Raw genomic sequence first — 18,404 nt, 5'->3', positions numbered from 1 at the left:
TCGCTCGATGCCGCCCGGCGCGCGATTGCCACGCCGCGGCGGCATCGGCCACCTCCCCCGCCTCCCCGCTTCACGCCCTCCGCTTGCCGAGCATTCCTGAGTAAATTCCCTGCCTTGCGCGTCTTTTTGACATGCCTATACTCGACTCAAATAACCCTTTAGGTAGCAGGGAGGCACGGATGAACGTTCATCTTCACAACGCGGATATCGTGATGATCATTGCGCTGGCGCTGCTATGTTCGCTGTTGCTTGCATTGCGCTTTCGTCCGGCGACATGGAAAGGCATCGTCGTGGAAGCGCTGGCTGCGAATGCCGCTGCCATCGCCGCGGTCATCGCGTTCGAAATGCTGCTGGCCTGACGCGGACGGGTGCCGCAGCGCCATCTCAGGCGCCGCGGCCTCGGTCAGTTGGATTACCGGTAGTAATAGCCGCCGTGATGGTAGTACCCACCGCCGCCGTAGTAGCCCGGCGCGGGTGCGACGATGCAACCACCGAGTGCCGTTGCGAGGAGCGTGCCTGCGATCAGGCTGAGGATCAAGCGTTTCATCGTTGTTCTCCATCGAGTCAGATTCATTCGAGCCGAAACCCCGAATGACTCGATTGAACACGACGGCGCCTTGCGCGAGCGTTGCGATTTGTAAGGGAAGATCACCAAGGTGTTACATGATCGACGCGCGCAACACGCTGCGCTCGAAGCGCGATCACGCCGAATTCACATCGGAGGAAAACACCGCCTATACTGGTCTGAACGTGCCGGTCCGGCGCGTGCCTTGCTGGCGGCGCATACGTGGCGCAAGGTGAATCTGCCGGACAACTTGCCTACGAATGCGTGCAGCGCACCGGCGCCTTGGGCGACGTGAAAAATGCGCAAGTAGGCAATTAGGCACTCAACGAAAAGCGACAGATTTAACAGGCGTGTAATGCGCGGCGCCTTTTTGGATTGGCGGCTATGGGGAAGCCGAAGTGCTGCACGACACCGTGCGGACATTCGCACCCTATCCCGCAGATGAACCAGAGATGAACCCGGTCGGCCGCCAGGCGGCGGTCGTCGCGTCGACACCGAGCGTGTGCGCGATGTCACCGCTCAGTGCGTACCCGGAGGTGTTGATTGCAACGATTCCGCTCCGCCCGCTGTTCCCCGACACGGGCGTTTTCGGAGGCGTTACGAGGCAGCGCTCAGTTGTTTGAGCGGACTGCGCGTCACGCCTCTTTTCTTTTCGAGCAAACGATTGCGCAGACGTCGGCACGCCGCGTTCAGCCGGCCGCGGATCCGTGCTGCACCGTAACGTCATGCGCCTCGGTGTGAACGTAGTCGATCGCCTCGAGCGCGGCGCTGATAGACGGCACTGATTGGCCGTCGCCGATGGAGATGGAGCGGAACGGCGATTCGATGCCGTAATGCGACGGCGGGGTCGCCACGAAGATCATCACGGTGCGTTTCTGCAGCGCGTGTGCAAGATGGACGAAGCCAGTGTCGGTGCCGACCACGAGCGAGCACGCGTCGATCATCTGCGCGATTTCCGTCACGCTCATTTTCGGCAGGACGGTCGCGCCAGGCAATTGCGACGCGATTTGCTCCGCTTCGAGCCGCTCGCCTTCCGAGCCCCACGGCAGCACGAGTTTAAAACCGCGCTGCGCCAGTTCGCGGCCGATCGCCACCCAATGACTCACTGGCCATTTCTTGTCGTCTTTCGAGGTGGCGTGAAAGAACGCCGCGACCGGTGCGCCGTTCGACTCGAACGGAAGCCTCGCCGGCTCCGGCAAGCGCAGACTGAAAACCGCCGGACCTTCTATCTCGTAGCCCAGTGCCTCGCCCGCGCTGATGCGCATGCCATGCCACGCATTGCATTTCGGACGCGGGCCGAATCGCCCGGTATAAGCGAACGCCGCGCCCTGCTCTCCGAGATCCGGAGCCCGGTAGCCGATGCGCCGCGACGAGCGCGCCAGAAACGCAATGATCGCGCTCTTGTACACGCCCTGAATGTCGAGGATGAAATCGTAGCGATAGGCGCGCAATTCGGCGATGGACGCCCAGATCGATTTGAAATCGGCCCAGCGGCGCGCTTTCTTGAAGCGGCGCAACGGCGCGCACAGCACGCGGTCCACGTTCTCGCTCCAGTGGACTACTTCGGCGAATGCTTCGTCGGCGGCCCAATCCACCTGAACGCCAGGAAACGCGCGTTTGATATCGGCGACCACTGGCAGGGCCTGCACGATATCGCCGAGCGAAGTGACCTTGACGATAAGGACGCGCTTCATTGAGGACCTGAAAGTTGTTCGAACATCAAAGCATTTTAGCCGACGAATAGGATAATCATTGCCGAACGACGCACCGCGTAGTTCGGTCATTAAAACAGCGGGTTACGTCCAGCGGCTTACACGCAGCCCTTTTACACCATTTCAAAAGACTTTCATACAGGTTTACGGGCCCGGCGCGCCTTATACTGCACCCTTTTGCGTCTGCACTCGCTCATGTCCCGGCCCATCCCGATCCGATCTTCCGCCATCGTTCGACGCGCGAGGCGACTCTGGCGTCAATATGGCGTCTTCTGGCTCGGCGCGATTGCAGTCGGGCTAACCGCGGTGCTGTACGCGAGACTGATCGACTGGGGCTACAACGAGTTCCGCTCCGTGCAGCAACGGCATGTGTGGGCGCCGCTGATCATCACCCCCGCGGTCGCGGCACTCGCCGTCTGGCTCACGCGCAAGTTCTTTCGCGGCGCCGAAGGCAGCGGCATTCCGCAGGTCATCGCCACGCTTCACTCCCGGACCAGCGAATACGGTTCGCGGCTGCTGACCTTCCGGATTCTGTTCGGCAAGATCGTCGTGTCGTTTCTGGCGATTCTCGGCGGCCTCACGATTGGCCGCGAGGGGCCGACCGTGCAGGTCGGCGCCGCATTGATGTTCAATTTGCGCCGGCTGTATCCCCGCTCGAATGCGCTGATCGAACGGCAACTCGTGCTGGCCGGCGCGGCGGCGGGCTTGTCCGCGGCGTTCAATACGCCGCTCGCCGGCATCGTGTTCGCGATCGAGGAATTGACGCGCAGCTTCGAGTCGCGCGCGAGCGGCGTGCTGATTACCGCGATCATCATCGCCGGCGTGATCGCGCTCGGCTTGAATGGCAACTACACCTATTTCGGCACCATCCAGATCGGCGCGCACTTTCCTAATGTGCTGGCGCTCGCGGTGCTGCTCACGGCCGTCGTCACCGGCCTGGCGGGTGGTCTGTTCGGCTGGCTGCTGTTGAATACCGCGCGCTGGATTCCGGCGCCGCTGCGTCGATTGCATAGCGAGCGGCCGGTCGCGTTCGCGGCGGTGTGCGGGTTGGTGATCGCGGTGGTCGGCCTGATTTCGGGCGGCACGACCTTCGGCAGCGGCTACGCCGAAGCGCGCGGCTTGCTCGATGGGCACGCGCAGTTGTCGGTGTTCTATCCGTTCATGAAGATGATCTCGATGGTCAGCTCCTATTTGCCGGGCATTCCGGGCGGCATCTTCGCGCCGTCGCTGTCGATCGGCGCGGGCTTCGGCAATCTGCTGCACCGAGTGTTCGGCTCGATGGATCTGCCGATGCTGATCGCCCTCGGCATGGTCGGCTATCTGGCCGCCGTCACGCAGTCGCCGATCACCTCGTTCGTGATCGTGATGGAGATGATTAACGGCCACGCATTGGTGATCTCGCTGATGGCCACCGCGTTGATTTCAAGCCGCGTGTCGCGTCTCTTTGCGCCGCCGCTGTATGAGTCGCTGGCCGCGCGCTATATGACGCCGTTGCCGCAACCTGCGCCCGCGCCGACGCCGGAAGTGCCCGAGGTCGAAGCGCCCGCTTCGGCCGCGGACAACGTCAACGGCGAGCCGCATGCTGATGAAAGCGGCGGTGACGTTCCGGAACGCGAAGCACCTGCGCCGGCTGCGGACAAAGTCCACAGCGAGCCGCCTGCTGAAAGCGCCGACGGCAGCGCTCCGCACGTCGAAGCGCCCGGTCGGCCCGCTGCACGAGTCGACGGTGAGCCGCCCGCTGACGACACCAACGGCGGCGCACCGCGTCAGTAGACGACGACGGCCGGCGCGCGCAGATACATCGGCCGCGCAGGCACGACGACGCAGCCGGCCAGCATGACCGCCAGCACGGCGATCAAAAGCAGATTCTTTTTCATCGCATGGTTTCCTGAAACGCGCGCAGACGAGCGCTACGCCGAATGCGTGCGCAGCGCGTGCATTTGTCTGTGCTGGTCGAAATGGAAGGGATGGCATGCGCGGCATTCGCCGCGCCGCGCATTGCCAAAGCGTGTGGCGTTACGCCCAGTGGCCTTCAACCCAGTGATAGTTCGGGCCGTGCGCGACCCAGTGTCCCGGCACCCAGTGATAGCCGACACGTTCGGCTTGCCAGTGACCGCCGATCCACACATAGCGGCCGTGATCCCAGCGCCAATGACCGTGATCCCACACGTAGCCGACGCGCGACGCCGGCACCGCTTCGTAGCGCACTGGCGGCGGCGCGGACGGCGCGATCACGACGACTTCCGCGGCCGAAGCCGATGCCACAGCGGCTGCGCCGGCGGCGATCAATACGGTGTTGGCAAGCAGCAAACGAAAGGTCTTGTTCATGTTTTCCCTCTGTAGGTGGACACCGAAGGCGGCGTTATCCGTTTAATGCGCGAGGGGACGCAGCGGCTGACCGTGGGCGTGTAACGCCACACACTGAAGTGCAACGGATTATTTCGACAGTCGTTCAGCGCGCGCAAGAAAGCCCATGCATGCGCGCACGAACACAGAGGAAGTGGGAATAACGAACAGGCACAACAGAGCGGCGCACTCGCGCGCCGCCCTGCATCACGTCATCTCGACGCAACGCAGCGAAGCGCGCAGCACGTCATATGAAACCGGCCGCGAGAGGACACAGACCCTGGACGATCAGGCCTGCGGTATTTCGATCTTGACTTCGAGCACTTCGAGATCGTCCTGACGTTCGAGGCTCACACGAATATCGTCATGGGAAATCTTCACGTACTTCGAGATCACGGCCACCAGTTCGCGTTGCAACGCAGGCAGGTAATCGGCAGGCGCATGGCCGCCGGCGCGCTCATGCGCGATGATCAACTGCAGGCGTTCCTTCGCTACCGACGCGGACTTCTTCTTCTCGCCCAGCAAAAACGAAAGAATCGACATTACGTGCGCTCCCCTTACTTGGTGCCGAAGAGGCGCTGCAGCAGCCCGGGCTTCTGGTAGTCGGTAAAGCGAAGCGACTTCTGCTCGCCGAGGAAACGCGACACGACGTCTTTATAGGCTTCGGCCACATCGGTGCCGTCGAGATGCACGGCCGGCAAGCCCTGGTTCGATGCGTGCAGCACCGCTTCCGATTCCGGAATCACGCCGATCAGGTCGATGCGCAGAATTTCCTGGATATCGGTGAGCGACAGCATTTCGCCTTCGCTGACTCGCTTGGGGTTGTAGCGGGTGATCAGCAGGTGTTCCTTGATCGGCTCCTTGCTTTCGATCGCGCGCTTGGTCTTCGACGACAGAATGCCGAGGATGCGGTCCGAGTCACGCACCGACGAGACTTCCGGATTCGTCACGATCAGTGCTTCGTCGGCGAAATGCATGGCGAGCAGCGCGCCCGATTCGATACCGGCCGGCGAATCGCAGACGATGAATTCGAAGTCCATCGCGATCAGATCGTTAATGATCTTCTCGACACCTTCCATGGTCAGGGCGTCTTTGTCACGCGTTTGCGAGGCCGGCAGGATGTACAGGTTCTCGCACTTCTTGTCCTTGATGAGCGCCTGGTTCAGATTCGCTTCGCCCTGGATCACGTTGATCAGGTCGTACACCACGCGGCGTTCACAACCCATGATGAGATCGAGGTTACGCAGGCCGACGTCGAAGTCGATCACGGCGGTTTTGCTGCCACGCAGTGCGAGGGCCGATGCAAAACTCGCGCTCGTGGTCGTCTTGCCCACGCCACCCTTGCCCGAAGTCACCACAATGATTTTTGCCATTACCCTTACCTTGTGTTCGTCAAATTCGTCAATTATGTGCGGCCATATTTGCCGTGAAACGCAGCGTGCCCAAATTGATCGAGGCAGCGCGCTTCGCGTCGCTTAGGTGAGCCGCAGCGGTTCGATCATCAACTTTTCTTCTTCGAGCCAGATCTGCACCGGCTTGCCGAGCACGTCGGCCGGCAGTGGGGTCTCGGTCGTTCGATAGATGCCTGCGATCGAGATGAGTTCCGGCTCGAGACACGTGCAGAAAATGCGCGCGTCGTGATTGCCCTGCACGCCGGCCAACGCCCGGCCGCGCAGCGGCGCGTAAATATGGATGTTGCCTTCCGCGATCACTTCCGCGCCGTAGCTCACGAGGCCGAGCACGACCAGGTCGCCCTTGGCGTAAATGCGCTGGCCGGAGCGCAGCGGCTTGTCGACCACCATGGTTTGCGACGACGTGGCGAGACGCACCGGCTCCGCGGCGGGAGCGGGCTCGACGGCGGCGGCCGTGGCTGGCGTACCGGGGGCAAGCTCGAACAGATCGGAAGGCGGCGTGGCCGTCGCAGCGGTGACAGCCGGCGCTGTAGCGGCGGCATTGGCGCTGTCTTCGTCGGCGGATTTGGCGGGGGCGCCGCGGCGGTCACGGGCTTCGAGCAACGGCAATTGCGACTCCGCCGCCCACGCCTGCTGCGCGTTCGCGACCACGCCAACGGGGCGCATGCGCACGCTGTCGAGTAGCTGCGCGATGTCGGCGAGCGGCACGCGTTCGTTCTCGGCGAGACGGCGCACGTCGATTGCGACGACGTCGTTAGCGAAAAACTCGGGGGTCGCCTCGAAGCGCCGGGTCAGTTCGGCACGCATGGCGTCGAGGTCGGTTGTCTTGACCACGAACAGGAGCGTGTCGACAGAGCCGCTGCGAAGTTCGAAAAAGGGCGATTTCTTGGGCGACATAGCGTTCGGCAAAAAATTTTGCGTATTTTACAGGCGTCGACGCGCGCGGCCAGCTTTTTTGCCGGGAGAACGGGCCGCCGCGATGACGACGCGGCCCTGCACAGGCAACGCGACGGCCTCGCCGTGGCCATTCAGGCCGCGCGTCGCGCCGATGACCCGGCGACAGACGCTGAAGAGACGCGGAAGGGAATCGAGCGGCAGACTGTTGCGCCGCTCGCGAGATCACTGCTGAAACACCTGGGATGTGGTCGGCACGTGACGCACCAGCAGGCTTTCGGCCTGGTCCGGCGCGCGCGTGACGCGACGGTGCTCGCCGGTCGGACCGAAGCCGAGCGCCTCGTAAAAGCGCATGGCATTGCGGTTGGCGTCGGCGACCCACGCATAGATCTCCGTGGCGCCTTCATTCGCGAGCCACGCGGCGGCCGAGTCGACCAGCAGCTCGCCGCCCCGCAGATGACGCACGGCCGGCGCCACCCACAGTTCGCAAACGAATGCGCGGCGCGCCGCGGTATCGTCGAAGTACGCTTCGATCAGTCCCGCCGGATGGCCCTCGGTGTAGAGGATGAAGGTGGTGAAGGTGAAGGAAACCGCATGATCCGCGGCGGTGGCGTCGAAACTGGCGGCGTCAGCCGACAACGCGTCCTCGAGCGTGGCGCCGAAGGCATAGGGTGCCTCCCGCAGCGACGCAGTACGGAGTTCGCGGAAAACAGCGCCCTGATCAGCGGCGATACGGCGAACGGTCAATGACGGACTCATGCAGACGAAAACCCCTTGAAACCCTAAGGCGTAGCTTTAACCGAACCGGCGCGAGAGTCAAATCATTCTTTACCGGAATGTGGCATGCGCCGCAGGAAGTCCCCTCGGGAGGCGACATACGAAGCGTATCCGGACTCAGCGGCATGTCGCGCGCCCACTTCCGGCGCAAGTGGCCGGACGCGGTACGCGCCACGCAGGGTCATGGCGCTTCGTAGCTACCGGTGCCGTCCGGCCACGGTGTCAGCAGTTCATAGCCGTCGTCGGTCACGGCGATCATGTGTTCCCATTGCGCCGACAGCGAACGGTCCTTGGTGACCACGGTCCAGCCATCGCGCTGCACCGCGGTGCCGGCGCGGCCGGCGTTGATCATCGGCTCGATCGTGAACACCATGCCCGGCTTCAGACGCACGCCCTGCCCTGGCTGGCCATAGTGCAGCACTTGCGGGTCTTCGTGGTAGACCTTGCCGATGCCGTGCCCGCAATAGTCGCGCACGATCGAGAAGCCGTCGCGCTGCGCGACCTTCTGAATCGCATGGCCCACGTCGCCGAGCGTCGCGCCGGGCTTCACTTCGCGGATGCCGGCGAGCATCGCTTCATAGGTCGTGTCGATTAGCTGGCGCGCCACCGTGCTCGGCTGGCCGACGCAATACATGCGGCTCGTATCGCCGAAGTAGCCGTCCTTGATGATCGCGACGTCGATATTGACGATGTCGCCATCTTTCAGGACCTCGGCGCGATTCGGGATGCCGTGGCACACCACCGAGTTGACCGAGGTGCACACGGTCTTCGGAAAACCCAGATAGCCGACATTTGCCGGAATCGACTTTTGCGTATTGACAATGTAGTCGTTGCACAGCGCGTCCAGCTCGTCGGTGGAGACACCGGCCTTGACGTGCTCGCCGATCATCGCCAGTACATCGGCCGCGAGGCGGCCGGAAATGCGCAGCTTGGCGATGTCGTCGGGAGTCTTGTAGGTAATAGCCATGAATTCGGTCGATATGGGTCGAATGGGAGGTCGATGTTCAATCGATCGGCCAATTGTACAGAGGATCGCAGCCGAGCCTCCGCGAGCCGCGCCAAACTTGCCGAACGGAACGGTCCGCGGCGACGTCGATCGGCATGCTCGACCGACTCCTCCCATGCAGCGCATTTCATGCTGCACACGCCCAGAGAAATCTTTTGTGAGGTCTGCATCTAGCAGAGTATTCGCCCCGTAAAGGCGAATGAGGACTCGCTCTTCTCCCTGGATCATTTAGTTCTTCTCAGAAGAACGGGGCCTCTTTGCGTCCGCGATTTTGCGTCCTGGCAGCGAGTGAGTCGCAGATGTGCGTGCGTGTGCGCCGCGAGTCCGCGGCATCGGCAGCGAACCATTTGAGGAGCATCGCCATGTCGGAGTCCAGCAATAAATCAGCATCCCTTATTGATGCATTCGATCGACGCGCCACGCGCCGCCTGCAACGCAGACAGTTCTTTCGCAACGCTGGGGGCTTGAGTCTGGGACTCGTCGGCGGCACGCTGATCAGCGCGTGCGGCGGCGGTTCGGGCTCGCTCGTGTCGGCCCAAAGCGCGCCGACCGACGCGGAAATCCTGAACTTCGCGCTAAACCTGGAGTACCTCGAATCGCAGTTCTACACGTACGCGACGACCGGCGCCGGGCTTGCCGCGAGCATGACTGCGGGCGTCGGCACGATGGGCGCGGTGATTCCCGGGCAGCAAGTGCCCTTCCAGGATCCGGTGGTGAAGGCCTACGCCAACGAGATCGCCAACGACGAACGCGAGCACGTCACCTTTCTGCGCAGCGCGTTGGGTTCGGCCGCGGTTGCCATGCCGGCGATCGACATCGGCGGCACCGATCCGAACGGCGCGTTCTCGAACGCGGCGCGCGCCGCGGGTCTCGTGCCCGCCGGCACCCCGTTCAACCCGTATGCGAACGACAACAACTTCCTGCTCGGCGCGTACATCTTCGAGGACGTCGGCGTGACGGCTTATAAAGGCGCCTCGCCGCTCATCACCAACAAGACTTTCCTCGAAGCGGCGGCCGGCATTCTCGCGGCCGAGGCATATCACGCTGGTCTGGTCCGCACGGTGCTGTACGCGAAAGGTGTCGACATGACGAGTCTCGTCACGGCCGCCAACGCGATTTCGGCCGCACGTAACAGCCTCGACCAAAACGGCCACGACGATCAGGGCATCACCGGCGCGACCGCCGGCACGTCCAACATCGTGCCGCTGGACAGCAATGGGCTCGCGTTCAGCCGCAACTACAGCAACGTCCTCAACATCGTCTATCTGACGAGTTCGGCGGCGACCAAAGGCGGCTTTTTCCCGAACGGCGTAAACGGTTCGCTCAACATGAGCGCCTGAGTTGCGTTATCCGTTGTGTCAGTTGTACCGGCAACGGGCCGCCGCGACGATGATCGCGCTCAACCCGTTGGCCGGACGTCGTGTGGATTGCCTTGAACGCTTGACGACGTACAGGAGCCGCCATGAACGAAGCGATGAGCCAGGGCGCCGTGCCGCAGACGCTCACCGAGCAGACCTGTTTCGACGTTCGCGAAACGCTGGCGGGAAGGCGCCGGGGCGTGCGTGCGATGCTGCCGTTCGTCGGGCCGGCGGTGGTGGCGTCAATCGCGTACATGGACCCCGGCAACTTCGCCACCAATATTCAGGCGGGCGCGGGATATGGCTATACGCTGCTGTGGGTCGTGGCGGTGGCGAACGTCGTCGCGATGCTGTTCCAGTCGCTGTCGGCCAAGCTCGGTCTCGTAACCGGGCGCAATCTCGCCGAGTTATGCCGCGAGGCGCTGCCACGCCGCTCTGTCCTCGCAATGTGGGGCATCAGCGAAATCGCGGCGATGGCGACCGATCTGGCCGAATTCGTCGGCGGCGCGATCGGTGTGTCGTTGCTCACGCATCTGCCGATGATACCGAGCATGCTGATCACCGCAGCCGTCACGTACGGCTTGCTGCAATTCGAAAAGCGCGGCTTCCGGCCGCTCGAACTGGCGATCGCGGCGCTGATCGCCGTGATCGGACTGTCGTATCTCACCGAGTTGCTGATCGCACCGGTGCATTGGCCATCGGTGATCGCGCACACGTTCACGCCGCGCGTGCCCGATAGCAACGCGTTGACGATATCGGTCGGCATCATCGGCGCCACTGTCATGCCGCATGTGCTGTTCCTGCATTCGGGGCTCACGCAGAATCGCGTGAAACCGCGCAATGACGGCGAGCGCGCGAGGCTGCTGCGCTTTTCCAATATCGAAGTGGTGGTCGCGCTCGGCGTGGCCGGGTTCATCAACATGGCGATGGTGATCATGGCCTCGAGCGCGTTTCATGCGGGGCACCCGGAGATCGCCAGCATCGAGACTGCGTGGCGCACGCTCACGCCGCTGCTCGGCGGCGCGGCGGCGGGTCTCTTTCTGGCCGCGTTGATCGCGTCGGGCGTGTCGAGTTCGGTGGTTGGCACGATGGCCGGGCAAATGATCATGCAGGGCTTCGTCGGCTTTCATATTCCCGTGTGGGCGCGGCGGTTGATCACGATGGCGCCGGCCTTCGCGGTGGTGGCCTGCGGCGTCGACGCGACGCGCGCATTGGTGCTGAGCCAGGTGGTGCTCAGCATCGCCCTGCCCGTGCCGATGATCGCGCTCGTGTGGTTCACCTCGCGCGGCGATCTGATGGGCCGCTACCGGAATCGTCGTGCGACGACCCTCGCGGCGATCCTCGGCACGATCGTCGTGCTGGCGCTCAATCTCATTCTGCTGCTGCAAGTGGCCGGCATTTCGCCGTGGCCGCCGTTTCATGTCGCGTGAGCCAGCCGGGTCATAGCGCGATCTGCATCCGCTCGAGGAGTTGGCGCGTACATTGTTCGAACGCATCTCTTCGGACGGACTCGACTTCCATGCCTCGACGCCTGCTTACCTTGACCGCCACGCTGGCCTTCGCCGCTCTCGGCGGCTGCAGCGCGGCCGGCGTGCTCAACGCCGCCGTATCGCACAAGCAGTTCCGCGCCGAAAACGGCCTTGCTTACGGCAACGCGCCGCGCCAGAAACTCGACGTCTACGTACCCACCGCCGGCGCGCCGACAGCCGCTTCGCACGGCCGCCCGGTCGTGGTGTTCTTCTACGGCGGCAGTTGGCAGAACGGTTCGCGCAGCAACTATCTGTTCGTCGGCGCGGCATTGGCCTCGCGCGGCTTCGTCGCCGTGCTGCCGGACTATCGGACGTGGCCCGACACCGCGTTCCCCGGTTTCGTCGACGACGCGGCCACGGCCGTGCGCTGGGCACGCGACCACGCGGCCGAGTTCGGCGGCGATCCGTCGCGAATCTTTTTGATGGGACACTCGGCGGGCGCGCATATCGTGATGCTGCTCGCCACCGACGGCCGCTATCTCGCCGCGCAGCAGATGAGCAAAAGCGATATCAGCGGCGTGATTGGCCTGGCTGGCCCGTATGATTTTCTGCCGTTGCACGACGCCACGCTCGAGGAAATTTTCCCGCGTGCGTTGCTTGCCGCGAGTCAGCCGATCAACTTTGTCGCCGGCGACGAGCCGCCGATGTTTCTCGCGGCAGGCCAGCGCGATACGACGGTCGATCCGGGCAACACCGACCGGCTCGCGGCGAAACTGCGTGCATCGGGCGACGCGGATGTCGAAGTGAAGCACTATCCGCGCGTCGGGCATGCGCTGCTGGTGGGCGCGTTCGCCGGGCCGTTGCGCGGCTTTGCGCCCGTGCTCGACGATGCGAGCGCGTTTATCGACAAACAGGCGAACAATGAAGCGCGGCGTTCGCGTGGTGGTGCCGCACGCGGTGACGCGCAATCGCCGGCCGCCTCTTTCGACGCGCAAGGCAACGTTTATCAATTGCGTCGGCAGCGCGCGAAGGCGGCCGCTGCGCCGTGTGACGGTGCGGCATCCACAGGGGCGCCCGCCGCCGGCACCGATTGCCAGAAGCAAAGCAACTTGGGCATCAACGAATAGCGCCGCTGCAACCCGCCGTGAACTACCGCGCCATGCCCAGCAATTGCTTACGCAAAGTCGGTGCGCGCGTCGACGGATCGAGCCAGATGCCGAAGAACGCGCGCGCGAACGCGGGATCATCGAACTCGCCGGTCATGCGCTCGCCGGCATAAAAACGCACGCCCTTGTCCGGCAGGTAGACCGCGCTCAACTGGTCGCCGGGACCGACATCCACGAAGGCCTGCAGCATGTCCGCGCGCCAGCGTTCCAGCGTGTCGGCCGGAATCGGTGCACCCGCCAGACGCTTGATCTCGCTGATACCGGTGTCCGCGAGGCGCTCGCGTTTGATGCCGTGTGCGTAGACGATGTGCAGCGCGAAGCGGGCCTCGTAATCGACCGGCACGCGTTCGCTCCACATCTGCGCGCGATAGAGCCGGAAGCCGAGCACGCTGAAATCGCCTTCGCCGACGAGTTGCGCGGACTGCACGTCGCCGCGCCAGTCCGCGCAAGCGGCGCTCGCCCACAAGACCAGTGCGAGAGCCACGAACGCGCGCACGTCAGTCGGCCTTCGAGAGCACGAACTGCAGCACGTCCGTGCGTCCTTCGTCGAAGCCGGCTTCGCAATACGCCAGATACAGCCGCCACGTGCGTACGAAAATCTCATCGAAACCCTGCGCGCGGATCGTGCCGAGTTGCGCTTCGAATGCGCCGCGCCAACGACGCAAGGTCTCCGCGTAATCGCGGCCGAACGCCAGCGACGTGCGCGTCGTGAGCTTGCCGCGCCGCGCCGCTTCCGCGAAACGCTGCGGGCTCGGCAACATGCCGCCGGGAAAAATGAACTCGCGAATGAAGTCGCTCGTCGCGCGATAAGCGGCAAAGTGCGAGTCGTCGATCGTGATGGTTTGCACCAGCGCGCGAGCGCCCGGCCGCAGACATTCGCGCAGAATGCGAAAGTACGTCGGCCAGAATTTTTCGCCGACGGCCTCGAACATTTCAATCGATACGACGCCGTCGTACTGACCGGTCAAGCTGCGGTAGTCGCGCAGTTCGAGTTGCACGCGCTCGCTCAGGCCTGCTTCGTTCACACGCTGCTGGGCGAATTCGAGTTGTGCCGGCGAGATCGTCACACCATGCACGTGGATGCCCAGACGCGCCGCGTGCAGCGCAAAAGCGCCCCACCCGCAGCCGATTTCCAGAATGTGCATGCCTTCGCGCAAACCGAGCGTATCGATGATGCGTTGATACTTCGCGTGCTGCGCGTCTTCGAGTGATTGATGGAAATGGCCGTCGAACACCGCGCTCGAATAGGTAAAGGTCGCGTCGAGCCACTGCGCGTAAAACGCGTTGCCGATGTCGTAGTGCGCGTGAATGTTGCGCCGGCTGCCCGAACGCGTGTTCGGCCTCAGCTTATGACGCAGTCCGTACCAGAGTTGCGCGAGCCAGCCGCCATACACCGTGCGTTGCAGAGCGCGCTCATTGCGGATCGCGACGCGCAGCAGCGCGGCCAGATCGGGCGTATCGACCCAGAAGGAGCGCCACGCGTCCGCGAAACCGATATCGCCTTTGCGCAGAATCGCGCCGCACGCGCGCCAGTCACGCATCTCCAGACGCGCGCCGGGCGCCGCGTGCGGGTCGCCGAACACGCGCTGCTGACCGTCGGGCGTGATCAGGATCAGATGACCCACCTGGATCCGTTCGAGCAAGGACAGAAACAGACGGCCTGACGCGGGGGCGGTTTGCTGCCCGCTCAGGGTTCTTGAAAGCGCCATGACTGGATCTCCTCAATCGGACGAAATGGGGCGCGCGGCGGCGGATGGTTTGGCGGCTGCGGCGTGGTGGGTGGACGCGTCGTCGGTGCGGGCCGGCGCGGGGTTTTTGCCGTGGAACGGCGCTTTCTTGAGGGCAAGGCGCAAGGCCTGCCAGTGGATTCTCGCGACGACGCCCACGCTCAGCAGCGGCTGACGCAGCAGCGCGGCGAACCCGGCCGCGCGCGTGAGCGGCGTCAGGCGGCCACCCAGTGCGGTGCGGATCAGCAGACCGTCGGCGTCGTGATAGTCGATCGAGACCGACGCGCTGCCAGGCGTTTCCTTGACGCGGAAGCTGTAGCCGCCTTCCACACGGCAAAACGGCGACACGTGCAGCACTTTGCGGCACATGAGCCGCGTATTCGCGGCGATCGGCGCGTTGCCGCTTGCGCTGAGCAGATAGCTGTAGCGCTCGCCGAATGTGTTGCGCACTTCGGCCAGCAGCGCGCGCAGTTGGCCGTCGCGGTCGTGACAGAACCAGAAACTGACCGGATTAAACGCGTAGCCGAACACGCGTGGGAAAGCTTGCAGCCAGATCCGGCCATTCGCTTCTTCAATGCCCGTTGCCGATAGTTGCTTACGCATCCATGCTGCGAGGTCGCTGCCGTCGCGCGGACCGTGGTCGCGTCGATACAGACTGAGCGGCCGCCATCGGTCGATGCCGAACCAGCCGCTATCGAGCGAGGCCAGTCGATCCAGGTCGCATCGCACGTAAAACACGGGATACATGAAGCGATGATGTTTTGGCCGCAGACGTTCGTGCATCACCTTGCCGGTCAGAAGCCAGGCTGCTGGATCAGCGCCGGCGTTGTCGCTCGGCGGTTTCATAGCTTGGCCCATGCCGGCGATGCGTCGAAATCGGCGGCGACGCTCAGCGCCGATTTCAGACCATCCTCATGAAAACCATAGCCCGTCCATGCGCCCGCGAACCACGTGCGGCGCTTGCCTTGCAGCGACGGCAGACGATGCTGCGCGTCGATGGCGGCCAGATCGAACAGCGGATGGTCGTAGACGAAGCGGCGCAGTTCGGTGCCTGGCGCCGGCTGGGTCACCGGGTTGAGCGTGACGACGAGCGGCGTCCTGAACGGCAGCGGCTGCAGCTGATTGACCAGATAACTGACGCACACCGGGTGCGTGCCGTCGACACTCCGGCTGCCCAGATAATTCCACGCCGACCACACGCGCTGACGACGCGGCAGCAGATTCGTATCCGTATGCAGCACCGCGACGTTCGGTTGATAGCGTACTGCGGCGAGCACGCTGCGTTCATCCTGATCGGCGTCCTCCAGCAGACGCAGCGTGGTCGGTGCGTGAGTGGCGAGCACCAGCGCGTCGAAACGCTCGGTGCCGTTGTCAGTGAACACGTCGACGCCATCGGCGTCGCGCCGCACGCCGCGCACTGCAGTACCGATGCGGACGTCGTCGAGCGTGCTGGTTAGACGCTTCACATACGCGCGGCCGCCGCCGACCACGGTCTTCCACTGCGGCCGGCGATTCACCTGCAACAGCGCGTGGTTCAGGCAGAAGCGCAAGAAGGTGGTCGCCGGGAACGCGAGGATGTCGGCGGTAGCGCTCGACCAGATCGCGGCGGCCATCGGCAGCAAGTATTGACGCTGGAACGCGCCGCCGTAGCCGCCTTCCGTCAGCAGATCGCCCATCGACGCGCGCGTTTCAATCGCCAGTTCGAGGTTGCGTTGCGCGCTGCCGTTAAAACGCATGATGTCGCGCAGCATGCCGATGAAGGTCGGCGAAAAAAGGTTGCGGCGCTGCGCGAACACTGTGTTCAGACTGGTGCCGGCCCATTCGAGGCGACCTTCGTCGAGCGAGACCGAGAAGGTCATGTCGCTCGGATGCGACTGCACGCCCAGTTCGGCGAACAGCGCGATCAGGTTCGGATAGGTGTGGTCGTTGAACACCAGGAAGCCGGTGTCGACGGGATGCGTGTGGCCGCCGAGCGTGACATCCACTGTATTGGTGTGGCCGCCCAGGTAGCCGGCCGATTCGAACAGCGTGACCCGATGGTTGCGCGCCAGCAGATAGGCACTCGCCAAACCCGAGATACCGGCGCCGATGACCGCGACCCGCGAGCCGCGCGGTAGTGGTGAGGTCGGTGCGGAATGGGGCATGGGCGCGTCTCCTGGTCGGGGGCGCGCGGTGGGTTAGCGGGGTGAGGCGGGGGGTGCGCGTCCTTGAAGGGATTTACGCAGCGAGGGCGGGAATGGATGCGTTTGGCTGCGATTGCGCAGTCGATTCAGTTTGGCGACCGCGAAACGAAGCTGATGAGCTAGCCGTGGGTGCTCTCGCTGCGGTCAACGGCTCGATACATTGATCGATCGCCACGAGAATTTTTGAACGCGCGCCGTGTAGAAACGAAAACAGGCCCCGAAGGGCCTGTTTTCTAAATTGGCGGAAAGGGTGAGATTCGAACTCACGGTACCCCTAAAGGTACACTGGATTTCGAGTCCAGCGCATTCGACCACTCTGCCACCTTTCCGGGTCTTCTAACTCGCAGCAACAAGGCCGCTTCGTCAGATCCAAGCGGGTCGTTGCTTGGGAGAGAAAGATTATAGAACAGCTGAATTCGATTTCCAAGCCCCTCGTCAAAAAATTTTCAAAGGGACTTGGCGATCACCAGCGCTCCAATCAGGCAGCCGGCAATTCCAGCCGCTCCACACCGCCGATGTACGGACGCAACGCCGCCGGCACGGTGACCGAACCATCGGCGTTCTGGAAGTTCTCGAGCACCGCCACGAGCGTACGGCCGACGGCCAGACCCGAACCGTTCAGCGTGTGCACCAGTTCCGGCTTGCCTTGCGCATTGCGATAACGCGCCTGCATGCGACGAGCCTGGAACGACTCCGTGTTCGAGCAGCTCGAGATTTCGCGATAGGTATTTTGCGCCGGCACCCACACTTCCAGGTCGTACGTCTTGGCCGCTGAAAAACCCATGTCGCCCGTGCACAGCGTAATCACGCGGTACGGCAATTCCAGCTTCTGCAGAATCGCCTCCGCGTGGCCGACCATCTGCTCCAGCGCGGCGTACGACGCTTCCGGCGCGACGATCTGCACCATCTCGACCTTGTCGAATTGATGCTGGCGGATCAGACCGCGCGTGTCGCGGCCATACGAGCCCGCTTCCGAGCGGAAGCACGGCGAATGCGCGGTCAGCTTGATCGGCAGCGCGTCCGCTTCGAGGATGCTGTCGCGCACCGTGTTCGTCAGCGAAATCTCCGACGTGGAGATCAGGTACTGCGTGACCGTGTTCTCGTCGCCGCCCTTCTCGACGCGGAACATGTCGTCGGCGAATTTGGGCAGTTGGCCGGTGCCGTACAGAATTTCCGGATTCACGATGTACGGCGTGTAGACCTCCGTATAGCCGTGCTGCTGCGTGTGCGTGTCGATCATGAACTGCGCGAGCGCGCGATGCAGCCGCGCAATCTGGCCGCGCAACATGGTGAAACGCGCGCCCGAGAGCTTCGCGCCGGTCTCGAAGTCGAGCCCGAGCGGCGTGCCGACATCGACGTGATCCTTCACCTCGAAATCGAACTGGCGCGGCGTGCCCCAGCGCCGCACTTCGACATTGCCGGTTTCGTCGTCGCCCATCGGCACGCTTTCATGCGGCAGATTCGGCACGCCTTGCAGCAGTTCCGACAGACGCTTCTGGATGTCGTCGAGCTTGGCCGCCGACGCTTTCATCCCGTCACCGATACCGCCCACTTCGGCCATCACCGCCGAGGTGTCCTCGCCCTTGCCTTTCATCGCGCCGATCTGCTTTGACAGGCTGTTGCGGCGCGCCTGCATCTCTTCGGTACGGGTCTGGGTATCGCGGCGTTCCGCTTCGAGCGCGGCGAAGGCCGCCACGTCGAGGGTATAGCCGCGGTCGGCGAGGCGCTTGGCGACGCCGTCGAGGTCTTTACGCAGCAGCTGAGTGTCGAGCATGGAATGGGGCGGGTG

Annotated in this window: 18 protein-coding genes, 1 tRNA gene and 1 pseudogene; 6 read left to right on the top strand and 14 right to left on the bottom strand. The window is 63.6% G+C overall.

The window, feature by feature from the left end; genetic code table 11:
• Window positions 1–179 precede the first annotated feature (179 nt).
• Entirely contained in the window at window positions 180–359 is a 180-nt protein-coding gene (locus tag HF916_RS32445) for a hypothetical protein (RefSeq protein WP_168792939.1), read from the top strand.
• 53 nt (window positions 360–412) lie between these two features.
• Here HF916_RS32445 and HF916_RS51560 read toward each other — a convergent pair whose 3' ends face one another.
• Window positions 413–547: a hypothetical protein gene (locus HF916_RS51560; RefSeq protein WP_012432108.1), complete on the bottom strand. Its 135-nt coding sequence runs from the start codon at window positions 545–547 to the stop codon at window positions 413–415.
• Window positions 548–663: 116 nt separating this feature from the next.
• On the opposite strand from HF916_RS51560, the gene HF916_RS49970 reads away from it, so the two are divergent.
• Window positions 664–801, top strand: coding sequence for a hypothetical protein (locus HF916_RS49970; RefSeq protein WP_206002023.1), 138 nt, complete (start codon window positions 664–666; stop codon window positions 799–801).
• Window positions 802–1,254: 453 nt separating this feature from the next.
• Here HF916_RS49970 and waaC read toward each other — a convergent pair whose 3' ends face one another.
• Window positions 1,255–2,259 (bottom strand): lipopolysaccharide heptosyltransferase I, encoded by a 1,005-nt coding sequence (gene waaC / locus HF916_RS32440; protein ID WP_168792938.1) that lies wholly within the window; start codon window positions 2,257–2,259, stop codon window positions 1,255–1,257.
• Window positions 2,260–2,472: 213 nt separating this feature from the next.
• On the opposite strand from waaC, the gene HF916_RS32435 reads away from it, so the two are divergent.
• On the top strand, window positions 2,473–4,050 hold the full coding sequence (locus HF916_RS32435; protein ID WP_240975782.1) for a chloride channel protein: 1,578 nt from the start codon (window positions 2,473–2,475) through the stop codon (window positions 4,048–4,050).
• Window positions 4,051–4,293: 243 nt separating this feature from the next.
• Here HF916_RS32435 and HF916_RS32430 read toward each other — a convergent pair whose 3' ends face one another.
• The 6 genes from HF916_RS32430 to map all read right to left on the bottom strand — a co-directional run bounded on the left by HF916_RS32430 (window position 4,294) and on the right by map (window position 8,673).
• Window positions 4,294–4,605 carry a YXWGXW repeat-containing protein gene (locus tag HF916_RS32430; protein WP_106280436.1) on the bottom strand — a complete coding sequence of 104 codons (312 nt, stop codon included), beginning with the start codon at window positions 4,603–4,605 and terminating at the stop codon, window positions 4,294–4,296.
• Between the two features lie 306 nt (window positions 4,606–4,911).
• Complete coding sequence (gene minE / locus HF916_RS32425; protein ID WP_012432104.1) at window positions 4,912–5,166, bottom strand: cell division topological specificity factor MinE; 255 nt, start codon at window positions 5,164–5,166, stop codon at window positions 4,912–4,914.
• A 14-nt stretch (window positions 5,167–5,180) separates the two neighbouring features.
• Complete coding sequence (minD, locus tag HF916_RS32420) at window positions 5,181–5,996, bottom strand: septum site-determining protein MinD (RefSeq protein ID WP_168792937.1); 816 nt, start codon at window positions 5,994–5,996, stop codon at window positions 5,181–5,183.
• A 102-nt stretch (window positions 5,997–6,098) separates the two neighbouring features.
• Window positions 6,099–6,932: a septum site-determining protein MinC gene (minC, locus tag HF916_RS32415; protein WP_168792936.1), complete on the bottom strand. Its 834-nt coding sequence runs from the start codon at window positions 6,930–6,932 to the stop codon at window positions 6,099–6,101.
• A 222-nt stretch (window positions 6,933–7,154) separates the two neighbouring features.
• A complete protein-coding gene (locus HF916_RS32410) occupies window positions 7,155–7,688 on the bottom strand; it encodes a GNAT family N-acetyltransferase (protein ID WP_121306437.1) in 534 nt (177 codons plus the stop codon).
• A 199-nt stretch (window positions 7,689–7,887) separates the two neighbouring features.
• Window positions 7,888–8,673: a type I methionyl aminopeptidase gene (map, locus tag HF916_RS32405; RefSeq protein ID WP_134456827.1), complete on the bottom strand. Its 786-nt coding sequence runs from the start codon at window positions 8,671–8,673 to the stop codon at window positions 7,888–7,890.
• Between the two features lie 401 nt (window positions 8,674–9,074).
• On the opposite strand from map, the gene HF916_RS32400 reads away from it, so the two are divergent.
• The 3 genes and pseudogenes from HF916_RS32400 to HF916_RS32390 form a co-directional block, all read left to right on the top strand.
• The gene (locus HF916_RS32400; RefSeq protein ID WP_168792935.1) at window positions 9,075–10,052 is read left to right on the top strand and encodes a ferritin-like domain-containing protein; all 978 of its coding nucleotides are present in this window, start codon (window positions 9,075–9,077) and stop codon (window positions 10,050–10,052) included.
• A 122-nt stretch (window positions 10,053–10,174) separates the two neighbouring features.
• Window positions 10,175–11,500 (top strand): Nramp family divalent metal transporter, encoded by a 1,326-nt coding sequence (locus tag HF916_RS32395; RefSeq protein WP_168792934.1) that lies wholly within the window; start codon window positions 10,175–10,177, stop codon window positions 11,498–11,500.
• Window positions 11,501–11,589: 89 nt separating this feature from the next.
• Window positions 11,590–12,444, top strand: a pseudogene (locus HF916_RS32390) (alpha/beta hydrolase); the annotation flags it as partial.
• A gap of 244 nt (window positions 12,445–12,688) precedes the next feature.
• On the opposite strand, the gene HF916_RS32385 reads toward HF916_RS32390, so the two are convergent.
• The 6 genes from HF916_RS32385 to serS form a co-directional block, all read right to left on the bottom strand.
• Window positions 12,689–13,189 carry a chalcone isomerase family protein gene (locus HF916_RS32385; RefSeq protein WP_240975781.1) on the bottom strand — a complete coding sequence of 167 codons (501 nt, stop codon included), beginning with the start codon at window positions 13,187–13,189 and terminating at the stop codon, window positions 12,689–12,691.
• A gap of 13 nt (window positions 13,190–13,202) precedes the next feature.
• Window positions 13,203–14,414, bottom strand: coding sequence for an SAM-dependent methyltransferase (locus HF916_RS32380; RefSeq protein WP_168792931.1), 1,212 nt, complete (start codon window positions 14,412–14,414; stop codon window positions 13,203–13,205).
• Between the two features lie 12 nt (window positions 14,415–14,426).
• On the bottom strand, window positions 14,427–15,278 hold the full coding sequence (locus HF916_RS32375; protein ID WP_168792930.1) for a DUF1365 domain-containing protein: 852 nt from the start codon (window positions 15,276–15,278) through the stop codon (window positions 14,427–14,429).
• Window positions 15,275–16,576 (bottom strand): NAD(P)/FAD-dependent oxidoreductase, encoded by a 1,302-nt coding sequence (locus HF916_RS32370; RefSeq protein ID WP_168792929.1) that lies wholly within the window; start codon window positions 16,574–16,576, stop codon window positions 15,275–15,277. The genes HF916_RS32375 and HF916_RS32370 overlap by 4 nt, the downstream gene beginning before the upstream one ends.
• 278 nt (window positions 16,577–16,854) lie before the next feature.
• Window positions 16,855–16,944: transfer RNA gene (locus HF916_RS32365), tRNA-Ser, on the bottom strand.
• A gap of 149 nt (window positions 16,945–17,093) precedes the next feature.
• A complete protein-coding gene (gene serS / locus HF916_RS32360; protein ID WP_168792928.1) occupies window positions 17,094–18,389 on the bottom strand; it encodes a serine--tRNA ligase in 1,296 nt (431 codons plus the stop codon).
• Window positions 18,390–18,404: the final 15 nt, after the last annotated feature.

The sequence above is a fragment of the Paraburkholderia aromaticivorans genome (genome assembly GCF_012689525.1).
In the GTDB taxonomy this organism is placed as follows: domain Bacteria; phylum Pseudomonadota; class Gammaproteobacteria; order Burkholderiales; family Burkholderiaceae; genus Paraburkholderia; species Paraburkholderia aromaticivorans_A.
The sequence above is the reverse complement of the archived record's forward strand: the minus strand, read 5'-3'. Positions and strand labels throughout refer to the sequence as shown.

Coding starts and splice junctions, on each gene's coding strand:
- HF916_RS32445 (WP_168792939.1), top strand. CDS start 180: ATGAACGTTCATCTTCACAACGCGGATATCGTGATGATCATTGCGCTG.
- HF916_RS51560 (WP_012432108.1), bottom strand. CDS start 547: ATGAAACGCTTGATCCTCAGCCTGATCGCAGGCACGCTCCTCGCAACG.
- HF916_RS49970 (WP_206002023.1), top strand. CDS start 664: ATGATCGACGCGCGCAACACGCTGCGCTCGAAGCGCGATCACGCCGAA.
- waaC (WP_168792938.1), bottom strand. CDS start 2,259: ATGAAGCGCGTCCTTATCGTCAAGGTCACTTCGCTCGGCGATATCGTG.
- HF916_RS32435 (WP_240975782.1), top strand. CDS start 2,473: ATGTCCCGGCCCATCCCGATCCGATCTTCCGCCATCGTTCGACGCGCG.
- HF916_RS32430 (WP_106280436.1), bottom strand. CDS start 4,605: ATGAACAAGACCTTTCGTTTGCTGCTTGCCAACACCGTATTGATCGCC.
- minE (WP_012432104.1), bottom strand. CDS start 5,166: ATGTCGATTCTTTCGTTTTTGCTGGGCGAGAAGAAGAAGTCCGCGTCG.
- minD (WP_168792937.1), bottom strand. CDS start 5,996: ATGGCAAAAATCATTGTGGTGACTTCGGGCAAGGGTGGCGTGGGCAAG.
- minC (WP_168792936.1), bottom strand. CDS start 6,932: ATGTCGCCCAAGAAATCGCCCTTTTTCGAACTTCGCAGCGGCTCTGTC.
- HF916_RS32410 (WP_121306437.1), bottom strand. CDS start 7,688: ATGAGTCCGTCATTGACCGTTCGCCGTATCGCCGCTGATCAGGGCGCT.
- map (WP_134456827.1), bottom strand. CDS start 8,673: ATGGCTATTACCTACAAGACTCCCGACGACATCGCCAAGCTGCGCATT.
- HF916_RS32400 (WP_168792935.1), top strand. CDS start 9,075: ATGTCGGAGTCCAGCAATAAATCAGCATCCCTTATTGATGCATTCGAT.
- HF916_RS32395 (WP_168792934.1), top strand. CDS start 10,175: ATGAACGAAGCGATGAGCCAGGGCGCCGTGCCGCAGACGCTCACCGAG.
- HF916_RS32380 (WP_168792931.1), bottom strand. CDS start 14,414: ATGGCGCTTTCAAGAACCCTGAGCGGGCAGCAAACCGCCCCCGCGTCA.
- HF916_RS32375 (WP_168792930.1), bottom strand. CDS start 15,278: ATGAAACCGCCGAGCGACAACGCCGGCGCTGATCCAGCAGCCTGGCTT.
- HF916_RS32370 (WP_168792929.1), bottom strand. CDS start 16,576: ATGCCCCATTCCGCACCGACCTCACCACTACCGCGCGGCTCGCGGGTC.
- serS (WP_168792928.1), bottom strand. CDS start 18,389: ATGCTCGACACTCAGCTGCTGCGTAAAGACCTCGACGGCGTCGCCAAG.